Source organism: Turicibacter sp. TJ11, from assembly GCF_021497505.1.
Classification (GTDB): domain Bacteria; phylum Bacillota_I; class Bacilli_A; order MOL361; family Turicibacteraceae; genus Turicibacter.
This window is the reverse complement of sequence record NZ_CP069349.1, coordinates 1388540-1407363: the sequence shown is the minus strand read 5'-3', so window position 1 is coordinate 1407363 and position 18824 is coordinate 1388540. Positions and strand designations below refer to the sequence as shown.

Genomic DNA, 18824 nt, shown 5'->3' with positions numbered 1-18824 from the left:
CTTAAAATATAATCATTGATGAAACATGGGAGGAATTAAAAATGGGATTTATGGATCTGTTTAAAACGCATTATGAGTCGGGAGAAAGAGCGACAGATGAAGGATTATTAACACATTATTACAAAAATAATTATCAACAAACGAAAACTGCTTTATTAGAGGTAGCTCGTGAGTTAGAATTTACATTGGCGTTTGAAGATGATACTCGCCAAGAGTTAATGTTAAAGCGTAAAGATTGTGAAGTCATTGTAACCGTTGTTAAAATAAATCCAATTGAAACAACGGTTGACTTTACAGTGAATACATCTGGAATCATTAGCTTTGGAAAAGGGAAAAAAGTCATTCAATCTCTTTATCAAGCATTAGATAAACGATTAATGTTTAAAGGGCTTGCTTTAAACCGATAATATAGTACATCAATCCCTATTTTCGATAGGGATTTCACATTTTAACAGGAGGAGTGTTTGTGGTGGATACAACGATAATAAAACCCAATCTTCAATTCGAACTTTGTGTCACACAAATGATGACTTCGGAAGAGTTACAAATTTTAACGTTACTTTATCAACCTATTATTGGCCCTCAGGCGGTTAGCTTATATATCACCTTAAATACATTAGCTAATAAAAGTAGTTCCTCTTTATTTACACATCATCTATTATTACAAGTTTTAAATGTTGGAGTCGAAGAATTATTGGCTTTAAGATATAAGTTAGAAGCGGTTGGATTGATTCAAGTTTATGTCACTGAGGAAAATCATCATTTGACCTATTATCTTAAAAAACCGATGCAATCAAAAGCTTTTTTTAATGATGGGATTATTAATGTCTTTTTAAATTTAAAAGTGGGAAATAGTGATTATCAGCAATTAAAGCAATTGTTTATTCAAGATATTCCAAAAATTGAAGGAACCAATATTTCAAAACCGTTTAATGAAGTATTTGATACCACTGTTTTAATGCAATCTTCTGCTAATTTAGAGGCAAGTCCCTTACCCCAACATCCAGATGGACAACGTGGGGTGAAGTTAGAATTAGCCTTTGATCAAGAATTGTTATTTGCATTATTAAAACAATTTGGAATGGATGAGCAACTATTATCAGATAAGTTACTGGATCAAATTAATAAAACTGCTTTTTTATATAAGTTAGATGAACATGAATTAGCACGTTTAATTTTTGATGCCTTAGATTCAGATGGTTTTGTTAATTTAGATACGTTTAGAAAACAAGCGAAGCAATATTTTCAATTCTTAAATAAAGGAAAGCCAATTGAAGTGGTAGAGATGCCAAAAATAAATCAGCCATCTCCTGGGATGGATGAAGAAAAAGTGATTCTTTCTAAAGAAAAACAGTTACTCGTACACTTGTCTCAAAATCCACTTGATTTTTTACGATTTAAACAGCATCAAAAAGAGCCTGTTCCAGCTGATCGTCAATTAGTAGAATGGCTCGTGTTAGATCAAATGATGCCAGATGGCGTTGTTAATGTCTTAGTCGATTATGTTTTAAATATTTCCGATGGTCGATTACCAAAACAATTGGTTGAAAAAATTGCAGGGGAGTGGCAACGCAAAGAAATTGATACAACCGAAAAGGCCATTGCCCAAGTTCGTGCCACTTTAAAAGCGAAGCAAAAAAGAGAACTCGAAAAAACGATGCCAGCAGCCAAAAAAGTATATCCAAAGACGACACGCGTCGTTCGTCAAGAACAAGTTCCTGATTGGTTGAAGACAGCTAATCAACCGAAACAAGAAAAGAAACAGTTAAGCGAGGAAGATTTACAAAAAATTGAGCGTATGAAAAAATTACAAAGTCAACTTTTAAATCAGAAAGGGTGAGAGTCGTGCAACGTATTGGAGATTTAATGGTAAAGTCAAAAGGGGCAAATGAAGCGTACGCTGAAATTTTAAATGAACCAGAAATTGTAGCAGCGATGAATGAATACAAAGCCGAGGTTGATCCTAATTTAATCTCAAGTTATATTTCTGATTTAGATGAATTTTTAAGAAACAAAGAAAAGTGTCAAGGATGTCAAGGATTAAAAAGTTGCAAGCAACCTGTTAAAGGACATCATCCAACACTAAAACCTTCATATAAGCAATTAAAAGTTGCTTATACACCTTGCCAGTTTGAAATGAATCAAAAACACTTAGTCAATATTAAAAGTTTTCATATGCCAATCGATATTTCAACGGCCAACTTTGAACAGTTTATCATGGATCCTGAACGAGTAGAGTTTTATGAGAAAGCCTCGATGTTTATTCATGAGTATATCACAACAAAAAAGGGGCGCGGACTATATTTATATGGGCCGTTTGGAACGGGAAAAACTTATATGCTTAGTGCGATTGCTAATATTTTATCGCAACGAGGGATTGTTTGTGGGCTCGTTTACTTTCCAGAGCTCATTGCTGAAATCAAGTCAGGATTTAATAGTGAAAATAGTAATGCCTATGATAAAATTGAACAGTTAAAAGAAATTGATGTTTTAATGTTAGATGATATCGGAAGTGAATCGATGACAAGCTGGATGCGAGATGAAGTGTTAGGTCGTATTTTAAACTATCGAATGCATCAAGGATTACCGACTTTCTTTACCTCTAACTTAGATTATAATGAACTCCAACATCATTATTCTTATACTCAAAAGGGTGAAGTTGAAGAGATCAAAGGAGCCCGAGTACTAGAACGTATTAAAGCATTGACGATTCCAGTCGCAATTACAGGAACAAATTATCGTCAAAAGCGATAATTTAATTGTTTTTTGCTTGATTTCAAAAAAATCCTGCATTATAATAAGTGTCATACACATATTATATAGGACATAATAGATACATAAAAAGTATAGATAAGGATATGATTTAATAAAAACGACTTTTCAGAGAGGAAATCCTAGGCTGTAAGATTTCTAAGAACGATTATTAAGTTACTCCCTTTGAACTGGACTTGAAAAAGATTCCCGTTGACCGCGTTAAAGTCGAATTAAGTTGCTGATAAAAGTTATTTTATCGGAAATAGGATGGTACCGCGATTTCAATCGTTCCTACTCGAAAGAATTAGGAGCGATTTTTTTTATGCTTATAAAAATTCGCTCCAATGATGAGACATAAAGGAGGAAATAATTATGATTAACATTACTTTTCCAGATGGAAATGTGAAGCAGTTTGAAAATGGAATTACTGCAGAAGCAATTGCACAATCAATCTCACCAGGATTACGTAAACGCTGTGTAGCGGCTAAGTTAAATGGACATTTATATGATTTAACTCGTCCAATTGAAGCAGATACAAAAATCGAATTAATTACAAATGATCGTCCAGAAGCATGGGAGATTATTAATCACTCAGCGGCGCATTTAATGGCAGCAGCAATTAAACGTTTATATCCAGATGCAAAATTCGGGGTAGGACCTGCCATTGAAGATGGATTCTACTATGACGTCGATACAGAATCTAAAATTACTGAATCGGATTTAGCAGCTATTGAAAAAATGATGCAAAAAATCGCTTCAGAAGCTTTACCAATTATCCGTCGTGAATTAAGTCGTGAAGAAGCAAAAGAATTATTTGCAACAGATGAATATAAATTAGAATTAATTGATGCGATTAAAGAAGGAGAAGTAATCACAACTTACTCTGAGGGTGATTTTACAGATTTATGTAGTGGTGTTCATGTTGGAAATACAAAAGACATCAAATTCTTTAAATTATTAAATGTAGCAGGTGCTTATTGGCGCGGAGATAGCGACAATAAGATGTTAACTCGTATTTACGGTGCAGCAGCATTTACTAAAGATCAATTAGCTGATCATTTACGTGTTTTAGAAGAGCGTAAAGAGCGTGATCATAAAAAATTAGGACGTGAATTAGAGTTATTTACATTCAGTCCATTAGTTGGACAAGGGTTACCAATTTGGTTACCAAACGGAATGAAAGTTCGTCAACAAATTGAACGCTATATCATTGACTTAGAAGAAGAATACGGATACCAACACGTGGCAACGCCTGTTATGGGATCAGTTGATTTATATCGTACGTCAGGACACTGGGCGCACTATCAAGAAGATATGTTTGTTCCAATGAACATGGACAATGAAGAATTAGTTTTACGCCCAATGTCATGTCCTCACCACATGATGGTTTACAAAACAAAATTACGCTCATATCGTGATTTACCAATCCGTTATGCAGAACAAGTCATCCAACATCGCTTTGAAGCATCAGGTGCTTTAACAGGACTTGAACGTGTACGTGCGATGACTTTAACAGATTCACATATCTTTGTTCGTCCAGATCAAATTAAAGAGGAATTTTCACGCTGTTTAGAATTAATTCACCGTGTGATTAAAGATTTCGGTGTTGAAATCAACTACTATCGTTTATCATTACGTGACCCTGAAAACAAAGAGAAATACTATGATGATGATCAAATGTGGCAAAGTGCTGAATCAATGTTACGTGAAACATTAATTGAAAATAACATTCCATTCATTGAAGCAGAAGGAGAAGCTGCATTCTACGGACCAAAATTAGATATTCAAATTAAAACAGCATTAGGTCATGATATTACGATGTCAACAATTCAGTTAGACTTCTTATTACCAGAACGCTTTGATTTAACTTATGTTTCTGAATCAGGAGAAAAAGTACGTCCAGTCGTTATGCACCGTGGATTAATTGGAACATACGAACGTTTCATGGCTTATTTAATTGAAACTTATAAAGGGGCATTCCCTCTATGGTTAGCACCAACTCAAGTGACAGTTATCCCAGTTAACAATCAATATCATTTAGACTATGCAAAAGAAGTAGCTAAAGAGTTACGTAAATATAAAATCCGTTTAGAACTTGATGATCGTGAAGAAAAAATGGGATATAAAATTCGTGAATCTCAAACGAAGAAAGTACCAATGTCTATCGTGTTAGGGGATAAAGAAACTGCTAATGGTGAAGTGACATTCCGTCGTTTTGGAGAACAAAAAACTCAAACATTACCACTTAAAGAATTCGTTCATTTCTTAGTAGAAGAGATTGCAGAACGTAAAAATCATAAACCTGAATAAAAAATAGGAGACTTAGTCTCCTATTTTTTTATATTCATTGGACAAAAAATAATCGTTACAGGAATATAATGGTGAAATAAAACTTACAATGTAAAGAAAAGAGTGAGAAAGATAACTTTGTGAAAGTGGTGACAACGTTGGGTGTAATGGAAGTGATAAAAGTTTTACTAGTTGATGCAGTCGTATTATCAATTTTTGGTATAGCAGCATATAGGGGGTATTATCAATCTTATCGAATCAGTCTTACCCATTTACTTATTCAGTTAACAACCATTAGTTTATCGTTTTTAACAGCATGGGAACTAGTTCATCAATTAATAGGATATATTCCAAAAAGTATGAGCTTATCTCTTTTTATTCCAGATAGTTTTTACTACTTAGTTGAGCCGTATGAATCTTACTTAATTCCACTTATTATTTTCTGTCTGTTGTTTATAATCTTTTTTATTATCATTAAAAGTATTTTATATGTTTTTTCAGTCAATTATGAGTGGCATCAATATGTTTTTAAGACCGTCAAATTTGATCGATTACCAGATCAATGTTTTAGTCTTTTTTTAAGTGTATTAAATATGTATACCTATATGATTGTGGTTTTAATAATAATAGCATTTCCTCTTTTTAATCTGACTAAACCGTATTCTATTTCAAGTCTTTTATTAAAAGTTAATCCGGTGATCTCTTCGTTAGTAAGTGACTTTTATAAACCTTATCGGCAACTGCAAGAGAACATTCTTTATTTTGAAGATGATTTTGATCTTATTTTTCATAATAATCAAGTGAACTTCGATCAACTTGAAACATTTATGAAAAAGCATCCCAATGAACAAGAAAAGGTACACGACGCTTTTAATGATTTAATTCCGTTTATCGCAACGACTTCAGGATTTTTAAGTTTTTTTCCTGATAATAAAATTAGTGAACAAGAAATGAAAGATTACTTAGCTCATATAAATTCTTATATTGAAAAAGACGTAATGACGTTGGAAAATTTTAATTTTTACTATAAAGAGTTGATTCAAAATGGAACCTATGATAGACTTGTTGAAGATGAAGTCATTAGTGATAAAGCACTACAGACTTTAATCAATAGCGGCATGCTAAATGATGTTAATCTAAAAAATAAAGAATATTAAACACTTGATTGACATATAATAATTAAAGTGTTATAATTAATAACTGTGAATATCATGTGGAAAGAAGAAGTACCCACTTCTCACCTGATTAGCTAGAGCTGATAGGTTAAACGTCACTATCGTTACGACGATATTGTTAATGTGATTGTGATTAAAACGTGGGCACTTTGTGTTTGCGTTTTTCTTTTTTTCCATGAATGTTCTATAAAATTGGAGGTGCTCATCATTAGCAAGAAAAATGTAAAAAACGAGAGCTTAATCAACGAAGATATCCGCGCAAAGGAAATGTTAGTGGTTGGTCCTAATCGCGAACAACTTGGATTAATGCAACGTAAGGATGCATTACGTGCTGCTTCTGAGCAAAACTTAGACTTAGTATGTGTTGCACCACAAGCTAATCCGATTGTGTGTCGTATTATGGACTACGGTAAATACCGCTACGAACAACAACGACATGCTCGCGAAGCTAGAAAAAACCAAACAGTTGTTAGTCTTAAAGAAGTTCGTTTAAGCCCTAACATCGAACAGCATGACTTTAATACAAAATTAAAAAATGCTCAAAAATTCCTTGCAAAGGGTGATAAAGTTAAAGTTAGCGTACGTTTCAAAGGTCGTGAAATCGCGCACACTGAATTCGGACGCAATGTTTTAACTCGCTTTGCTGAGGCGTGTGCTGAAATTGCGGATCTTGAATCAAATCCAAAACTTGATGGACGCTCAATGTTTCTCGTTTTAGCACCAAAGAAAAAGTAGAAAAGATAAAGGAGGAACTCTACCATGCCAAAAATGAAATCTCATCGTGGAGCTGCTAAACGCTTTAAACGTACAGGATCAGGAAAATTAAAACGTTCTCATGCTTATACAAGCCACTTAGCTCATAACAAAACAACTAAACAAAAGAAACATTTAGCTAAAGCTGGTATTGTATCAAACAGCGACTACAAACGTATCAAAGATATGTTATATAGCTTATAATAATCACTAAACATTTTTCGTAACAACAAAGGAGGAACTCATTATGCCACGTGTAAAAGGTGGAGTTGTATCACGCAAACGTCGTAAACGCGTTTTAAAATTAGCAAAAGGTTACTTTGGATCTAAACATACATTATATAAAACAGCAAACGAGCAAGTAATGAAATCATTACAATATGCTTACCGTGACCGTCGTCAGAAAAAACGTGACTTCCGTAAATTATGGATCACTCGTATCAACGCTGCTGCTCGTATGAACGGATTATCATACAGCAAATTAATGCACGGATTAAAATTAGCTGGAATCGAAGTTAACCGTAAAATGTTAGCAGATTTAGCTGTATCTGATGCTGCTGCATTCACTGCTTTAGCAAACACTGCTAAAGAAGCAATGAACAAATAATTAATTTGCTCATTATTTTTGAATAACTATTTAGACACTATCTTTTGATAGTGTCTTTTTTTATTAAAAAATTAACTTCATCTATATATGACATGAATAAATAAAAGGAATTTAGTCAAATTAAAACTAAAAGTAATTAATCATAAACTCTGTTCTTGAAAATCCATTTAAAAATATTTTCAAATATTGTATATAATGGTATGATACTACAGTGAGTACATTATGAATTGGAGGAGAAAACTAATGAGTCAATTAGATCAAACATTAACTTTTTTAAAAGAGTTGACTGATGCTAATGCCGTTCCAGGACAAGAACGACAAGCCAGAGAAGTCATGAAAAAATATATCGGTGATAGCGCTGATGAGATTTATCAAGATAACATTGGATCATTAATTGCAAAAAAAGTTGGGGAAGAAGATGGTCCTAAAGTTGTGATTGCAGGACATATGGACGAAGTCGGATTTATGGTTCGCCAAATCGATGATAATGGATATATTAAATTCGTAACACTCGGTGGATGGTGGGGGCAAGTCATGCTTGCTCAACAAGTGACAATTACCACTCATTCAGGAAAAACGTATCATGGAGTGATTGGATCAATTCCACCACATATTTTAACACCAGAGGCGCGTCAAAAACCGATGGATATTAAAGATATGTATATTGATTTAGGAGTAGACAGCAAGGAAGAAGTTGAAGCATTAGGAATTCGCCCAGGCGATATGATTACTCCTTATATTGAATTCCGTACGATGGCAAATGAAAAATATTTGTTAGCAAAAGCATGGGATAACCGTATTGGATGTGCAGTAGCGGTTGAAGTTTTAAATAATTTAAAAGAAGAAAAACATCCTAATATCGTTTATGGTGTTGGAACAGTTCAAGAAGAAGTTGGATGTCGCGGAGCATCAACAACAAGTCAAATGATCAATCCATCTATCGTATTTGCTTTAGATGTAGGATTAGCTGGGGATGTACCAGGTGTAACGAATCAAATTCAAGCTAAAATGGGAAAAGGACCGATTATTACCTTAATTGATGGAGGTCTTGTAGGTCATAAAGCACTTCGTGATTTTGTAATTGAAGTAGCTGAAGAATTAAACATTCCTTATCAATTTGACGTAACACCAGGTGGAGCAACAGATGCTGCTAAAATGCATTTAGCACATGATGGAGCACCAGCTATGTCTGTTGGAATTGCATCACGTTACATCCATTCACATACTTCAATGATCCATCGTGATGACTATGAGAATACAGTTAAATTAATGACGGAAGTTGTTAAACGTTTAGATAAAGAAACAGTTCATAAGATTACATTTGAATAATAGTTTAACTGACATCTTAAGAGGATGTCAGTTTTTAAATTAAAGGCTGTGTTATTCATATATATCTATAATTCTTAAATGATAATTTATATGGAGGGATGAAAGTAGCTAAACAAAAAAAGGGATTTGAGAATTTGAAGAATAAAATTTATGTTGAAATATGTCCTCGATGTGATGAAATTAAATTATACTCAAAAAATAGAGAATAAATACCGTTTGTTTAACTCTGAAACACATTACTAAAATCATTCAAATTAGGTTGTTCTAACATTAGAGCAACCTAATTTAACATATCAAACAAACAATTGAGTCTAATAGAGCCAAATAAAAAAAACAGCTAACCAAAGGATAGCTGTTTTTTTGTTGTTAATTAGAGAAAAATGTCTGTAAAAGAGTTTTTTAACAAAGATGAGGTCCATTCAACCTCAAAAGAATAATAAAAATTAGAATGGAAAGAGAATACATTTATTAATACAACGAGATGGGATATGTTGTATTAATAGGGTACTGTTATGTCATCCAATTTCTTGGATAGCTATATTATATCATAAATAATCGACTAAATATACAAAAATTGGATATAAATCGAGGGTTTTTTTGTAAAATTTTAGTAAATACTATCAGATAATCGAGATAAGAATTGACGGTAATGATTAAGATGGTTCATCAATAAGTATTAAAGACCTTGGGTGTTCATTAAGATATCTTTCATATTTTTATGATTGACGAATATAATGAACTGAAATATCAAAATTAGGAGGTCAAAGAATGAGTTATTCTTTTAATTGGGATTGTACATTACCGATCAGTAACATAAATGACATTGTATCAATCAATATTGATCCACAAGCTAAAGCGTATGATGAGGGGGACTATTTATCATTACGTGGGCAAGTTTTAATCGATGGGGAATATACGACAACAAACGGAAATCAAGAGTCGTTTAAAGAGTATATTCCAATTGATATTACTTTACCTAACAACGGTAGAGGAGAGCAAATTAAGCCAGATATTACGAATTTTGATTATCAAGTTCAAGATGGAAGTAATTTATTTTTAACCTTAAATCTTAATTTAGATGGTTATGATTTGGATAATTCAATCACACTTGTTGAAGAACAGGAAAATGAAGTTGAAGTGCAAACACAAGCACCTGTTCTATTTACAAAAGAAGCTGTTGTTGCACCAGCTGAACATGCTAACCAAATAGAAGTTCCTCAAGAACAAAAACAAGAACCTTGTGAAGAAAAAGAAGTAGCACAAATGAATCAAAATGACGAAGTGACAGACTATATTGATTATTCTCAAGGGAATTTAAGTGATAACGTTAGTAATCAAGAAACAGAGGTAGATGATTTAGATTATATTGATTTTGATGAAGTGGTTTTGGATCATGTCCAAGAAGCGATTGACCCTAAATTAGCAACAGAGCGTAAAGAGTCTTTAACTGATAAAGTGAAACAATTTATGCAAAAAGCACCTGTTAAAGCTGATGAAACTGTCGTTGAAGCCGTTTCAGAATTACCAAAAGAAGTTGAAGTGGTTGAAACTGTACAGAGTGAATCATCAGTTTCAAAACCAGCAGTTGAAGAAGTCGTTGAAAAAGTTAAAGTAAATCCTGTGGTTCCAATGACAAAAGCTTCAAATGTCGTGAAACCTCAAGAAACATTAGTGATCAAAGAGGAAGAAGAAGTGTTACCATTTCCAATCAAAGAAAAAGAGGTCGTACAAGAGGCACCGGCTCCAACGCAAAAATCAGATATCTTTGATATGTTATATTCTTTAGATGAGGAAGAAGAGTGCGAAGAAGAAACGAATTCACAACCAATGACTGAAGAGGTTTTAACAGCTCCTATGGTTGAAAAAAATCAATCGGCACAAGTTTCAGAAAAGAAAGAAGACGTGATGCAATCAACTGAGGCAAATGAAGAAGCAATCATCACAGAACAAAATCATATCGTTTCAAGTGATTCATATGATGATTCAATTGCTACTCAGTTTTTAGATGGAGAAAGTATTTTAAAAATTGTCTTTGTCCAAGAAGAAGAAACAACTATTTCAACGATTTGTACAAAGTATAATGTTCCTGAAAAAGCTATCTATAACTTAGAGGAGTTAAATCATTCCTTACAGTGCGGTGATCGTGTGATGATTAATTATGGCAAATTACGATGAGATAAAAACCTTTGTAGAAGCTCATTACGATTTAAAGATCGAATCGATGACAGCCATCACTCGTAAATCAATGAAAATTAGAGCCTCAAATCATGATTATTTATTAAAGATTGCCAGTGGTGATGATGAGTTTATTATGAAGCAACTTTTTGCTTATAAGGCGCTGTCTCATAATGTTTTACCAATTTATCGTACGAGAGATAATAATCATTATGTTCCATTTGATCAACAATTTTTCTATTTGACCGATTACGTTAAAACCATTCCTCTGCCGTTAGAACAACAAATTAATTACTATATTGAACTGTTAAATAAGTTACATGCACAAACGCAGTTAGAGGTAGATGTGAGTGATGATGAGTTGCAACGTATTTATAGTAAAGATTATAAGCGACTAAAAAATAGTTATGATTATTTACAAAAAAGTATCGAGGAGTGTGAGTTACAACGCGAACGATCACCGTATGACTGGTATTTTATGATGGTCTATCCGATGCTTTATACCATGTTGCATCATGCGCATGATGAGCTTAAAAAGTTTTATGACCTCATTAAACGAGATAAAAAAATGCCAGTTAGTTTAATTCATGGCGATGTGAACGTTGCTAACTTATTAGTCACTGAAAAATCAACTTACTTAATTAATTTTGAGAAAAGTATGTTTTCAATTGCTTCACTAGATATTTATTATTTTTTAGAAAATTATCATGCCGTTCCGGGAATTCATTCCATCATTTCAGATTATGTAAAAAATGAAAAAGCCGCAGCATTGCGGCACTATTTCTTTTTTCGCTCTCTGTGTATCGATTTAGATGATCTTTTTGAAAACTTAAATGATCATTCATTAATTAATATTGCTTTATTAAATGAATGTATTGCTCCTCACTTATTAGCATTACAGATTTATGATCAGTTTAACAAACCCACCACAACAAACCAAGCAGCCCCCCAAGAATCAACAACATAACAAAATCAAATTGAGAAAATGAAAAAATAATAAGAAATAACTGATAAAAAAATAATAATGAAACGATAGATCGTACGGTTAATAAGTAAGATCTAAAGCCACCGCCACCACGCTGATAACGTCCCATATACTCACCCCCATCATAGATAAGTTTAGATACGTTTTTCAAAACATTCTATCGTGCAACAATAAAAAGAACTTATAATCACGTACTTTAGTCTAACTAGATAGAAACTAATGAAAAACATGTCTACTTACATATAGTTTATGCATGGGTCAAGAGAGATAACATCGAGAAAATAAAAATAATTGAGTTATTTAATTCATGATCAATGAAAAAGGAATTTTACGGAATTAATTGTAATTTCCTGATCAACTATTGAATAAAGTTGTTTGTTGTTGTAGAATACTAACATATATATGATAGTTGAACAACCATGACCAGGAGGAGTAAAAGTCTTCTTACATTTTAGAGAGAAGTTCAGTTGGTGAAAGAACTTTATGTAACAACTTTGAAGGTAGCCTGTGAGTTGGGTTTCTGAAATAAAGATGAAGTAGGGAATTCCGTTAGCTGCGTTAAAGCGTCAAGTGGTAGATGATCAATCTACAATCAAGGTGGTACCGCGGAATTTTAAGCATTTCGTCCTTACGAGGATGAGATGCTTTTTTTTGTTGATAACAAGAAAAACTTGATTTTCAGTTAGAGCACGTATCATTTTAAGGAAGATTATCATGATAATGAAATGAAGCAAGTGGCGTTATTCTTTAACATGAAATAGGCTTGCTCTTAATAAGAGGGCTAAATGCTTTTATCATTCTTGATCAAATACTTTTAAAACTAACATTAAAAGTTGAATTGTATATGAATTCAACCATTGAATCAGTCCAAAATCCAGGTGGTTTGATTTAACAGTTGATTCGTTTAAAAAGCGAATGAGTTGAATAATCAGTAATTCTCTGCTGACCTTTAAAATCAAAGAATAAGTGAAGCACAATTTTATAAGAGGAATTTATTTTATATAATCGATTATCCAGGTGGTTTATATGAAATCTAAAGAGCTTTTTATGTCATTGTGAAATTTGTTCTTAGAGATTAAGATTCTAGTTAGAGCATTAATTGAGAATATACACGATTTAACATGTCATAAGGTCTATTATCCAGGTGGACAATAAATGAACATTTTTAGTTAGTTAATAAAAATAATAATGTTTCCTCGTTTTTATCTCGAATCAAGAGAAAATTCATTCATTTAATCATAGAATTTGTTCATCATCCAAGCGATTATTGAATGATAATGAAGATTCCTTTTCACCAATAAAAAGCCAAAACTAAGTATTATTTCAGCATGAGAAAATGAAAAAATAATTCATTATCCAGGTGGTTATTTTATCAACTTAAACTCAGCAAAATGACTTAGTATCACTGGATTCATTATTATTTTTTCTGAAGTAAACAGTTGATCAAAAAATGAAAAAGATAAAATTAGTCATTAGAAATTAGCGTTTTTCATCAAAGATAACTAGTCATGAGGCATCATACATTAAAACTAATCACGTCTTAATGAAATCAAGAGCGTTATGAAAACAAACGGTACACGAGCTAGAATCATTCATAAGTGATGAGTTAGATTAATGATTTACAGTGATTAAAACACTTAATCATCATTTTTTATTTAGATATAGGAATTCAACAACTATCATTCATCCATCTGATAGTAAGACAACCCACCAAGTTGTCTAAAGATTATTCCACCAATTATTTTAAGTTGAGAGCCTATAACTGAATGAGATATAGAATGTTAAATTAGTATTTAATTGCAAAATCGTCAACGCTATAGCTGATTGAATGAAGTTCAATGCCTTGATTGTAGCGAAATGATTGATGTTAAATGAATCATTAGTCGATCCAAACTGCTTTAGTTGTTCAATGATCAAAGATTAAGAAAAGGAGGACACTAAAATGACGAAAAACTTAGCACCTAAGTATAATCATTTAGATGTAGAACAAGGTAAATATGCATTTTGGTATGAGCAAGATTGCTTCAAAGCCCAACCACAATCAAACAAACCTAAGTATACGATCGTTATTCCACCACCAAACGTAACAGGTAAGTTACACTTAGGACATGCCTGGGATACATCATTACAAGATATCATCATTCGTATGAAACGTATGCAAGGTTATGATGCTTTATGGTTACCAGGTATGGACCATGCCGGAATTGCCACTCAAGCAAAAGTTGATGCTCGCTTAAAAGAAGAAGGTGTTTCTCGTTATGACATCGGGCGTGAAGCATTCTTAGAAAAAGCTTGGGAATGGAAAGAAGAATATGCAGGATTCATCCGTCAACAATGGGAAAAAATGGGGTTATCATTAGATTACTCTCGTGAACGTTTCACATTAGATGAAGGGTTATCGAAAGCTGTTCGTCGCGTATTCGTTCAATTATATGAAAAAGGATTAATCTATCGTGGTGAGCGTATCATCAACTGGGACCCAGCTGCACGTACAGCTTTATCAGATATTGAGGTTATCCATAAAGAAATTGAAGGGGCATTCTACCACTTCAAATATATGATTGAAGGAACAAACGAGTTCTTAGAAGTTGCAACGACTCGTCCTGAAACAATGTTTGGAGACGTTGCTGTTGCGGTTCATCCTGAAGATGAGCGTTACCAACACTTACTAGGTAAAAATGTCTTAATCCCAGGAAACAACAAACCGATTCCAGTTATCGCTGATGAGTATGTTGAAATGGATTTTGGAACAGGTGCTGTTAAAATTACACCAGCTCACGATCCAAACGACTTTGAAGTTGGAAACCGTCACGACTTAGCTCGTCCAATCTGTATGAACTTAGATGGAACGATGAATGAATTAGCAGGTAAATACAATGGAATGGATCGTTTCGATGCTCGTCGTCAATTAGTTGCTGATTTAGAAGAAGCGGGATTAGTTGTTAAGATTGAAAAACATGTTCACTCAGTTGGACACTCTGAGCGTACAGACGCCGTTGTTGAACCGTACTTATCAACTCAATGGTTCGTTAAGATGGAAGAATTAGCAGCACGTTCAGTTGCTAATCAACAAACAGACAATAAAGTAAACTTCGTACCCGATCGTTTTGAAAATACGTTCTTACGTTGGATGGAAAATATTCATGACTGGTGTATTTCGCGTCAGTTATGGTGGGGACACCAAATTCCAGCTTGGTATCATAAAGAAACAGGTGAAATGTATGTCGGTGAAGAGGCTCCAGCTGATCTTGAAAACTGGAACCAAGATGAAGACGTATTAGACACATGGTTCTCATCTGCTTTATGGCCATTTACAACGTTAGGTTGGCCAGATGTTGAGTGTGAAGATTTTAAAGCATATTTCCCAACAGATACATTAGTCACTGGATATGACATTATCTTCTTCTGGGTGTCTCGTATGATTTTCCAAAGCTTAGAATTTACTGATGAACGTCCATTTAAAAATGTTTTAATTCACGGATTAGTTCGTGATGCTGAAGGACGTAAAATGAGTAAATCATTAGGTAACGGGGTTGACCCAATGGATGTTATTGCAAAATACGGAGCTGATAGCTTACGTTACTTCTTAACAACTAACTCAGCACCAGGACAAGATTTACGTTATATTGAAGAAAAAGTAGAATCAACATGGAACTTCATTAATAAAATCTGGAATGCTTCTCGTTTCGTTATCATGAACTTAGAAGGAATGACAGTAGAAGATGTGAAGTTAGAAGAAGCGACATTAAATGTTGCGGATCAATGGATTTTAGGACGTTTAAATGAAACGATTGAAGCCATCAACTACAATGCCGATAAATTCGAATTTGGTGAAGTTGGACGTCACTTATATAACTTTATCTGGGAAGACTTCTGTAACTGGTACATCGAAATGGCGAAGTTACCATTACAAGGTGAAGATGAAGAAGCAAAACGTTCAACACGCATGGTCTTAACGTATGTCTTAGAATCAATCGTGAAATTATTACATCCATTTATGCCATTCGTAACAGAAGAAATCTATCAAATGATTACGCGAGAAAATACGGCATGTGCAGTAGCCGCTTGGCCAGTTGTTAAACCAGAGTATAACAACGAAAAAGCGATCAATAATTTCACGTTATTAATGGATATTATCCGCTCAGTACGTAACATTCGTGCAGAAGTGGATGCGCCAATGAGTAAACAAATCCGCATCTTCATCAATGCTAAATCAGAAGAGGTATTAGAAAACTTAAGTACAAACCAAGCTTACTTAAAACGTTTCTGTAACCCAAGTGAATTAGTAATTGAAAGAGATTTAACAGTAGAGGAAGAAACAATGACAGCCGTTGTAACAGGGGCAGACATCTTCTTACCAACTGAAGGATTAATCGATGTAAGTGCTGAAATTGAACGTTTGAAAAATGAGTTAAAGAAATTAGCTGCAGAAGTAAAACGTGGAGAATCAAAACTTGCAAATGAAAAATTCGTCGCTAAAGCTCCGGCTCACTTAGTTGAAGAAGAGCGCAATAAACTCGCGGATTATAAAGAAAAATATGCAACCGTTGAAGCTCGCTTAGCTCAATTAGAAAAATAATGATACCAAAAGCTCTCAGTCAAACTGAGAGCTTTTTTGTATGAAAGAAGTAGAAAGAACGTTTTACCCTTTTAAAAAATAACTTTAGTTGGTAGAATTATGTTATGATTTTATAGTTTAGTGATCAGTCATAAATTTAGGTATGTTGGTGAAAAATATTATATTGCTTCTATATATAAACAGAAATAAAATCTATAGTTATCATCATACACTAAATACTTAATACTGGTGCCATAAAAGTCAGATGATAAAACAGTGATTCGTTTTTATAATTTAAAAATGGATTTAGACTTATATCAATAGAAGGACGTGAAAATTTGGGTAAAAAAAAGAAACGAAAAAAGTATCGATTAAATGCTAGATTCTATTGTCTAGTGTTTGGAATATGTACGGTGGTTGCGTTAACGATTAACATCAAATCAACACTTGAGTTTAATACCATTCCAAATTTTCATGGATGGTCAGCAGATGAAGTTATGAAGTATGATGAAAAGCATGAGAATATCTCGGTGATCTATGAGCTTGTTTATTCATATGATGTCTTACAAAATTGTGTTATGGAACAATCGATTAAACCACGAACAAAAATTGGAGATGATCCGTTAATTTTAACAGTTTATGTTTCAAAAGGTTATCCCATGATGGAGGATTTTGTAGGAAAACGTTTAAGTGAGTTAAATGAATTTGCTAATCTATACGACTTAACCGTGGAGTCATCTGAGGAAGAGGGAATCATTGAAAGCCAATCAGTTTTAGCAGGAGAATTATTAACAAAGGGAATGGTTGTTTCAGTTACGACAAAAACAGATTAAAAAAGAAGGTGAGAAAACATGTTTAGAAGTGGAAAAGAAGTCATTGATTGGGTTTCAGAACAACTACGATTTGGAATTCGTCCAGGTCTAGAGAGAATGGAAGCGGCATTAAGTCGTTTAGACAATCCTCACTTAAAAATCAAAACCATTCATATTGCCGGAACGAATGGAAAAGGATCGACTGTTACTTATTTACGTTCTGTATTACAAGATGCGGGTTATCGTGTCGGAACCTTTACGTCACCTTATATCGAAACGTTTAATGAACGAATTTCATTAAATGGAGTTCCAATTAGCGATGATGACTTAGCTTGGTGTGCCAATGTATTAAAGCCTATTGTAGAAGAAATTAATCAAACTTCAATGGGGCCGTTTACAGAGTTTGAAATTATTACGTTAATTTCATTTATTTATTTTAAGCATTATCAAACAGATGTCGTTATTTATGAAGTTGGACTAGGTGGAAGACTTGATGCCACGAATGTTATATCACCTATCGTTTGTGGAATTACTAATATTGGTCATGATCATGAAGCCATTTTAGGGGAGACACTAGTAAAAATTGCTCATGAAAAATTAGGAATTGTTAAGAATGAAGTTCCACTGTTTACAACGGAAGAAAATGAAGATGTTTTAAAAGAATTTGTAGAGGTTACAAATCAGAAAAATAGTCCATTCGTTCAATCACTTAAAATGTATCCTGCGACTCAAGTTCATGTTAATCAAAATGGCTTACAGTTTGATTGGCCTCATTTAAAAGATGTAGAATTGACCATGAAGGGAACGCATCAAATTAAAAATGCCACACTAGCTTATTCCATCATTCAATATTTAAAAGAAAAAAGGATTTTTAGTATTTCAGATGTAAATATATATAGGGGAATGAAAGAGGCGTTTTGGAAAGGAAGATTCGAGGTTATTCACGAAAATCCAACGATTATCTTAGATGGGGCACACAACTTAGAAGGAATGATGCAACTATGTGAGACGGTTAAAACTCTTTATCCTACTGAGCGACGCTTGTTTATGGTCAGTGTTTTAAAAGATAAGGACTATGAAAAGATGTTTAATCACATGAATGAAGTAGCCGATCATGTTTACTTTACGACGTTTGATTATCCACGCGCTCAATCTGCTAAAGCCCAATATGAGGCATATCATCGTGAGAATTCATCGTATGAAGAAGATTTTCATGAACTTCTCGATCATTTATTAGGTGAAGTTGAAGAGGATGAATGTCTAGTTATTACAGGATCTCTTTACTTCATTTCAGAAGTTCGAAAATCATTAGTCAGATGAGATTTAGACAATTTTCTTGATTAACCTTTGATATCATCATACCTATATAAAAACAGAAACGTCTTTC

Annotated in this window: 14 protein-coding genes and 3 other annotated features; all 14 genes read left to right on the top strand. The window is 33.5% G+C overall.

The window, feature by feature from the left end; genetic code table 11:
• Positions 1–41 precede the first annotated feature (41 nt).
• The 14 genes from JRC48_RS06870 (at position 42) to JRC48_RS06805 (ending at position 18757) form a co-directional block, all read left to right on the top strand.
• A complete protein-coding gene (locus JRC48_RS06870; RefSeq protein ID WP_235068844.1) occupies positions 42–407 on the top strand; it encodes a hypothetical protein in 366 nt (121 codons plus the stop codon).
• A 62-nt stretch (positions 408–469) separates the two neighbouring features.
• Positions 470–1840 carry a replication initiation and membrane attachment family protein gene (locus JRC48_RS06865; protein WP_235068843.1) on the top strand — a complete coding sequence of 457 codons (1371 nt, stop codon included), beginning with the start codon at positions 470–472 and terminating at the stop codon, positions 1838–1840.
• Between the two features lie 5 nt (positions 1841–1845).
• Complete coding sequence (gene dnaI, locus JRC48_RS06860) at positions 1846–2754, top strand: primosomal protein DnaI (RefSeq protein ID WP_235068842.1); 909 nt, start codon at positions 1846–1848, stop codon at positions 2752–2754.
• Between the two features lie 84 nt (positions 2755–2838).
• Positions 2839–3050: a binding site (T-box leader), on the top strand.
• Positions 3051–3126: 76 nt separating this feature from the next.
• Positions 3127–5064 carry a threonine--tRNA ligase gene (gene thrS, locus JRC48_RS06855; RefSeq protein ID WP_235068841.1) on the top strand — a complete coding sequence of 646 codons (1938 nt, stop codon included), beginning with the start codon at positions 3127–3129 and terminating at the stop codon, positions 5062–5064.
• A 152-nt stretch (positions 5065–5216) separates the two neighbouring features.
• Positions 5217–6200: a hypothetical protein gene (locus JRC48_RS06850; protein ID WP_235068840.1), complete on the top strand. Its 984-nt coding sequence runs from the start codon at positions 5217–5219 to the stop codon at positions 6198–6200.
• Positions 6201–6255: 55 nt separating this feature from the next.
• Positions 6256–6391 (top strand) — a sequence feature (ribosomal protein L20 leader region).
• Positions 6392–6485: 94 nt separating this feature from the next.
• Positions 6486–6953, top strand: a complete 468-nt coding sequence (gene infC / locus JRC48_RS06845) for a translation initiation factor IF-3 (RefSeq protein ID WP_235070995.1) — start codon at positions 6486–6488, stop codon at positions 6951–6953.
• 24 nt (positions 6954–6977) lie between these two features.
• Positions 6978–7175: a 50S ribosomal protein L35 gene (rpmI, locus tag JRC48_RS06840; protein WP_235068839.1), complete on the top strand. Its 198-nt coding sequence runs from the start codon at positions 6978–6980 to the stop codon at positions 7173–7175.
• 43 nt (positions 7176–7218) lie between these two features.
• Positions 7219–7578, top strand: a complete 360-nt coding sequence (gene rplT / locus JRC48_RS06835; protein WP_235068838.1) for a 50S ribosomal protein L20 — start codon at positions 7219–7221, stop codon at positions 7576–7578.
• Positions 7579–7821: 243 nt separating this feature from the next.
• Positions 7822–8907: a M42 family metallopeptidase gene (locus JRC48_RS06830; protein ID WP_235068837.1), complete on the top strand. Its 1086-nt coding sequence runs from the start codon at positions 7822–7824 to the stop codon at positions 8905–8907.
• A gap of 768 nt (positions 8908–9675) precedes the next feature.
• Entirely contained in the window at positions 9676–11082 is a 1407-nt protein-coding gene (locus tag JRC48_RS06825; protein ID WP_235068836.1) for a hypothetical protein, read from the top strand.
• Positions 11066–12049: a phosphotransferase gene (locus JRC48_RS06820; protein ID WP_235068835.1), complete on the top strand. Its 984-nt coding sequence runs from the start codon at positions 11066–11068 to the stop codon at positions 12047–12049. Before JRC48_RS06825 ends, JRC48_RS06820 begins: the two co-directional genes overlap by 17 nt.
• 428 nt (positions 12050–12477) lie before the next feature.
• Positions 12478–12700, top strand: a binding site (T-box leader).
• Between the two features lie 1309 nt (positions 12701–14009).
• Positions 14010–16646 (top strand): valine--tRNA ligase, encoded by a 2637-nt coding sequence (locus JRC48_RS06815; protein WP_235068834.1) that lies wholly within the window; start codon positions 14010–14012, stop codon positions 16644–16646.
• A gap of 317 nt (positions 16647–16963) precedes the next feature.
• Positions 16964–17458, top strand: coding sequence for a PASTA domain-containing protein (locus JRC48_RS06810; protein ID WP_235068833.1), 495 nt, complete (start codon positions 16964–16966; stop codon positions 17456–17458).
• 18 nt (positions 17459–17476) lie between these two features.
• Positions 17477–18757: a folylpolyglutamate synthase/dihydrofolate synthase family protein gene (locus tag JRC48_RS06805; protein WP_235068832.1), complete on the top strand. Its 1281-nt coding sequence runs from the start codon at positions 17477–17479 to the stop codon at positions 18755–18757.
• The last annotated feature ends 67 nt before the right edge of the window (positions 18758–18824 follow it).

Excerpts from the sequence above, each read along its gene's own strand:
- JRC48_RS06870 (WP_235068844.1), top strand. The coding sequence starts at position 42 with ATGGGATTTATGGATCTGTTTAAAACGCATTATGAGTCGGGAGAAAGA.
- thrS (WP_235068841.1), top strand. The coding sequence starts at position 3,127 with ATGATTAACATTACTTTTCCAGATGGAAATGTGAAGCAGTTTGAAAAT.
- infC (WP_235070995.1), top strand. The coding sequence starts at position 6,486 with ATGTTAGTGGTTGGTCCTAATCGCGAACAACTTGGATTAATGCAACGT.
- rpmI (WP_235068839.1), top strand. The coding sequence starts at position 6,978 with ATGCCAAAAATGAAATCTCATCGTGGAGCTGCTAAACGCTTTAAACGT.
- rplT (WP_235068838.1), top strand. The coding sequence starts at position 7,219 with ATGCCACGTGTAAAAGGTGGAGTTGTATCACGCAAACGTCGTAAACGC.
- JRC48_RS06830 (WP_235068837.1), top strand. The coding sequence starts at position 7,822 with ATGAGTCAATTAGATCAAACATTAACTTTTTTAAAAGAGTTGACTGAT.
- JRC48_RS06825 (WP_235068836.1), top strand. The coding sequence starts at position 9,676 with ATGAGTTATTCTTTTAATTGGGATTGTACATTACCGATCAGTAACATA.
- JRC48_RS06820 (WP_235068835.1), top strand. The coding sequence starts at position 11,066 with ATGGCAAATTACGATGAGATAAAAACCTTTGTAGAAGCTCATTACGAT.
- JRC48_RS06815 (WP_235068834.1), top strand. The coding sequence starts at position 14,010 with ATGACGAAAAACTTAGCACCTAAGTATAATCATTTAGATGTAGAACAA.
- JRC48_RS06805 (WP_235068832.1), top strand. The coding sequence starts at position 17,477 with ATGTTTAGAAGTGGAAAAGAAGTCATTGATTGGGTTTCAGAACAACTA.